5 protein-coding genes are annotated in these 5,025 nt (G+C 64.1%); 4 read left to right on the top strand and 1 reads right to left on the bottom strand.

Translation table 11 applies throughout. The features are described from left to right. Nucleotides 1-91 precede the first annotated feature (91 nt). Nucleotides 92-1,363 (top strand): MFS transporter, encoded by a 1,272-nt coding sequence (locus Q8R73_RS21325; RefSeq protein ID WP_305721525.1) that lies wholly within the window; start codon nt 92-94, stop codon nt 1,361-1,363. 25 nt (nt 1,364-1,388) lie between these two features. Beyond that, complete coding sequence (locus tag Q8R73_RS21320) at nt 1,389-2,345, top strand: dihydrodipicolinate synthase family protein (protein WP_305721524.1); 957 nt, start codon at nt 1,389-1,391, stop codon at nt 2,343-2,345. A 104-nt stretch (nt 2,346-2,449) separates the two neighbouring features. Here Q8R73_RS21320 and Q8R73_RS21315 read toward each other — a convergent pair whose 3' ends face one another. After that, nucleotides 2,450-3,103, bottom strand: coding sequence for a GntR family transcriptional regulator (locus Q8R73_RS21315; protein ID WP_305721523.1), 654 nt, complete (start codon nt 3,101-3,103; stop codon nt 2,450-2,452). 247 nt (nt 3,104-3,350) lie between these two features. Here Q8R73_RS21315 and Q8R73_RS21310 point away from each other — a divergent pair, with 247 nt between their 5' ends. Continuing rightward, complete coding sequence (locus Q8R73_RS21310; protein WP_305721522.1) at nt 3,351-4,259, top strand: VOC family protein; 909 nt, start codon at nt 3,351-3,353, stop codon at nt 4,257-4,259. Between the two features lie 44 nt (nt 4,260-4,303). Continuing rightward, the coding region (locus tag Q8R73_RS21305) for an alpha/beta hydrolase (RefSeq protein ID WP_305721521.1) at nt 4,304-5,025 on the top strand (722 nt) is incomplete at its 3' end.

Here is a 5,025-nt window from a genome sequence, read left to right as displayed (position 1 = left end):
CAAAAATGCCCGGTTGCGTTGCCGCTTGCCCCGCTTGTAGCATCCGGCGAGGCCGACCAACAGGCCAGATGACCATGACTCGAGGAACCCCATGACCACGCAACCGACAGTTAAAGGTGCCTGGACGATCACGTTTCTCCTGTTCTTGTTCATGCTGATCAATTTCGCCGACAAGATCGTGGTCAACCTCGCGGGCGTGCCGATCAAGGCGGAGCTGCAGCTCGATCCGGAGCAATTCGGATTCCTGGGATCTTCGTTCTTCTTCCTGTTCTCGATCTCGGCCCTGGCGGTCGGTTTCATCGTCAACCGCATCGACACCCGCTGGGTGCTGCTGGCGATGGCGGTGATCTGGGCGCTGGCCCAGTTCCCGATGGTCGGCACCGTCAGTTTTACCACGCTGGTGATCTGTCGAATCATCCTCGGCGCCGGCGAGGGACCGGCCTTCGCGGTGGCGGTGCATGCGCTCTACAAATGGTTTCCCGACGAGAAACGCACGCTGCCCACCGCGATCCTGGCGCAAGGCTCGGCGTTCGGGGTCATCCTCGCGGTGCCGGCGCTGAACTGGATCATCGTCAATCACAGCTGGCATTATGCCTTCGGCGCGCTGGGTGTCGTCGGCCTGATGTGGGTGGTGGCGTGGCTGGTGCTGGGCCGGGAAGGACCACTGGTGCAGACCGTCGCGATGGCGGCGGCGGATCCCCGCGTGCCCTATTTCCGGCTGCTGACGTCGCGCACCTTCATCGGCTGCTGTGCTGCGGCCTTCGGCGCCTATTGGGCGCTATCGCTCGGCCTGACCTGGTTCACCTCCTTCATCATCGAGGGACTGGGCTTCACGCAGAAGGATGCAGGGTGGATTACGGTGCTGCCCTGGGTGTTCGGCGCCGCCACCGTGCTGCTGGCCGGGTGGATATCGCAGGTGATGCTGACGCGCGGCTACACCACCCGCGGCGCGCGCGGCGTGCTCGGTTCGATTCCGCTGATCATCGGCGGCCTGATTCTGCTGGCGATGCCGCATGTCGACGGGGCCGGCCTGCAGGTCGTGCTGCTGGTGCTCGGACCGGGGCTGTGCGGCGCGATCTTCGTGGTCTGTCCGCCGATGCTGGGAGAATTCACCCCGGTGCAACAGCGCGGTGCGGTGATCGGAATCTACAGCGCGATCTATACGTTCGCCGGGATCATGGCGCCCTGGGTGATGGGCACCGTGATCAAGCATGCGGCGACCCCGCTCGAAGGCTACATGACCGGCTTCACCATCAACGCGGTCATCATGGTCGTATCCGGGTTGCTCGGCCTGCTGCTGCTGTGGCCCAACTCCGAGCGCGCGCGGCTGCTGGCCCAGGCGGCGCAGCCGAAATTTGCGTGAGCACCAGAAACAAGGAGACGAGACAATGAGCCGCCATCCCGATTTCGTGCCTCACGGAGTGATTCCGGCGGTGCTGCTGCCGTTCCACAACGACCTTTCGATCGACGAGTCGAGCTTCCGGGCACATTTGCGCGACGTCGGCTCGGTGCAGGGACTGTCGGCTATCACGATCAATGCCCACTCCACCGAGGTCGCCTCCTGCACCGCGGACGAGCAACGCCGCGTCATGGAGATCGCCGGCGAGGAAGTCGGCGGCACGCTGCCGGTCATCCACGGTGTCTGGGCGGACGGCAGCCTGGAGGCGGCGCGGATCGCACGACAGGCTCAGAGCGGCGGGGCTTCGGCGCTGCTGGTGTTTCCGCCGGCGCCCTTCACGCTCGGCCAGTCCGCGGAGATGGCGCTGGCCCATTTCAGGGCCATCGCCGATGCCAGCGATCTGCCGATCATCGTCTTTCAATACCCGCTGGCGTCAGGGCAGGGCTATCCGGCGGCGACGCTGGAACGGCTGTTCGACGAAGTGCCGACCATTCGCGCCATCAAGGACTGGACCCCGCTGGTGCCGCAGCACGAGAGCCAGATTCGCAAGCTCCAGGGCCGCGCGCGTCCGATCAACGTGCTCACGACCAACAGCGCATGGCTGCTGAGTTCGCTGGTGCTGGGCTGCAACGGCCTGCTGTCCGGCTCGGGCAGCGTCATCGCCGATCTTCAGGCGAGACTTTATCGCGCGGTCAAGGCCAACGATCTCGCGGAAGCCCGCCGGCTCAACGAACGGATCTATCCGACGGCGCGGGTGTTCTACGCCGATCCCTTCATCGACATGCACAACCGCATGAAGGAAGCGCTGGTGTTGCTCGGAAAACTGCCGCGCGCGGTGGTGCGTCCGCCGCTGGTCAAGCTATCGGACGCGGAGATTGCAGGGATCAGAGATGCGCTGATCGAGGCCGGCCTGCTCAGCGCGGCGCGCGGGCGCGACGCGGCGTAACAACTCGCAATTGCCTGCTGCTCACCTCCCCGCCGCTTGGCGGGGGAGAGGAAACGCGCGGCAGCTAGGGTCAAGTCTTGGATGGGATAAAGTCTTGCACAGCATCAAGTCTTGGACAGCATCCCGGAAATCGAATCCGATGTCTCGCGGATATGCTGCTCCAGCAGCGCCGTCGCCTTCGCGTCGCGCGCCACCGTCGCTTCCATGATGGCGCGATGTTCGGTGCCCTTTCGCGACGGGCTGTTCTCGCGGTTCATCTTCGAGAGAAACCGGTAGCGCTCGAGTTGGTAAAACATCAGCGAACGAAGCCGCAGCAGCCAGCGATCGGGGCAGGCCGCCACCAGGGCTTCATGGAACAGGCGGTGGCGCTCGACCCAGTCGCCGTGGCGCCGCATGCGTTCGGCCCAGGAAAGGTCCTCGATGATGCCGAGGCTGTGAAAAGCGGCGACGATCCGCGTTTCCCACTCGTCGTCGCCGGCGGCGATCGATTGCGCCAGCGCGCGCTTCTCGAAGGCGATGTAGTGATCGGTGACCTCGGCAAGGTCGCGCCGCGAGACCGGAGCCACGCGGAAACCCTTGCCGGCCTCCAGCGTCACGAATCCTTCCGACACCAGCTGCGAAAGCGCCTCTCGCAGCGTGCCGATGCCAAGGCCATAGCGCTCGGTCAGGTCGGAGAATTTGAGCTTGGTTTCCGGCGCGAAGGTATGCTTGACGATATCGGCCCGTAGCCGCGTCAGCAGATCCTGCCCGCTCGACAACGACGCATCGTCGTCGCGGGGCTCGACGTTCTTCGGCGATTTCTTCAGGTGAATATTCAGGGATCCGCTCCCACCGATGTCGATTGCGCTCTGTGCGCATGTAGCGTTTCCGATTCGTGCATGCAACCGAACCGGATTCTTCAAGGCAGACTATTCGAATATCCTAAGAGTTTCGAAACTTATTGCAAGTGTTGAAAATTGATGCTAACCAGCGATGCAACAAGCAAGAGGACGCTGGGAGGGCCAATTGACCTATCTCGTGAATTCGATCGGTCACGTTGAGATCGATGTCACCGACATGGACGCGGTGACGCGCGAGGCGACCGGAATTCTGGGCCTGCATGTGACGCGCCGCGACGCCGGCCAAATCTGGCTCGCCTCCAACGGCCGGACCACGGAACTCGTGCTGCGAAGCGCCAAGGCCAATGCCGTCCGCTGCGTCGGCTTCGAGGCGGTGTCGGTCCAGGCGGTGGAAGAGGCCGCCGCTCGCGTGCCGCAGGCCGGGTGCCGGGTGCTGTCGGAAAAGCCCTCGCTCGATTGCTGCGCCGCCGGCGTGGTGTTCGCCACGCCGCAGGGCCACACCTTCGAAGTACACGCGCCGATCCCGGACAGCATCTACGACCGCCGTCACTTCGGCGCGGGACTTAATCCGGTCCGGATGGATCACGTCAACATCACTTCGCCCGAACCCGCCGAGACGCAGCGCCAGGTCGAGCAGATCATGGGCCTGAAGCTGTCGGAGAAGCTGGTCGATGACGGCCTCATCTGGATGCGCGGTGCAAACCGCCAGCATCACATCATGGGCATCGTCCGCGGCCAGCCCGGCCTCCACCATTATTCCTTCGAACTGGAGAATTTCGGCGAATACTGCCGGCTCGGCGATCTGCTCGACCAGTACGGCAAGGAACTGGCATGGGGCCCCGGACGACATCGGCCCGGCGACAACGTCTACGCCTATTACGTCGACGCCGCCGGTGTAATGGTGGAGTGCTCAAGCGGCATGGCGTTGATTGCGGACGACGACAATTATCAGCCCAACATCATCACCCAGCTGAAGCGGCCGGAGAATGTGCGCGCCCTCAATGTCTGGGGAACGCCTGCGCCGCAGCCATGGCTGGCACACCATTTCCCCTACGCGCCGGCCCCGCAGGCCTGATCGCGGCGTTCATAGCCTGGGCAACGAGATCGACGGAGTAGAAGATGCTGAAGAAGCTGTCGTTCAGCTCGGACGGATTGAAACTGTCCGGCGTGCTGCATGTGCCGGAGGCGCGACGTCCCGGCGAGCGGCTGCCGTGCTTCATCGTGCTGCACGGCTTCGTCGGCACCAAGGATGAATCGCATGCCGAGCTGCAGGCGCGCATGCTGGAAGGCCTCGGCTACTGCGCCTTCCGCATCGATTTTCGCGGCTGCGGCGAAAGCGGGGGCGCGCGCGGGCAGGTGCGCTGCTTCGACCAGGTTGCCGACACCAAGAACGCGCTCAGTTTCATCGCTGAGCGCGAAGAGATCGATCCGGCGCGGATAGGCGTGATCGGGCACAGTTTTGGCGCGGCCGTCGCGGTCTATACGGCCGGAATCGACGAACGCGTCGCCTGCGTGATCTCCTCCTGCGGCTGGGGTGACGGTGAACGCAAATTCCGCGGCCAGCATCCGACGCCTGATGCCTGGGCGAAATTCACCGGGATTCTGGAGCAGGGGCGCAGGCACAAGGCGGCCACCGGCGAAAGCATGTGGGTGTCGCGCTTCGACGTCGTTCCGATTCCGGAAAACCTGCGCAAAAACCTCTCGCCGAAGGCGCTGATGGAGGTACCGGTCGAGACCGCCATCAGCATGTACCATTTTCGCGCCGAGGACGTGGTCGCCAATATCGCGCCGCGCCCGCTATTGCTGTTTCACACCGCCAACGACGTCGTCACGCCGACCGA

The sequence above is a fragment of the Bradyrhizobium sp. genome, assembly GCF_030697065.1.
Classification (GTDB): Bacteria; Pseudomonadota; Alphaproteobacteria; order Rhizobiales; family Xanthobacteraceae; genus Bradyrhizobium.
This window is presented reverse-complemented; position numbering and strand designations above follow the sequence as displayed.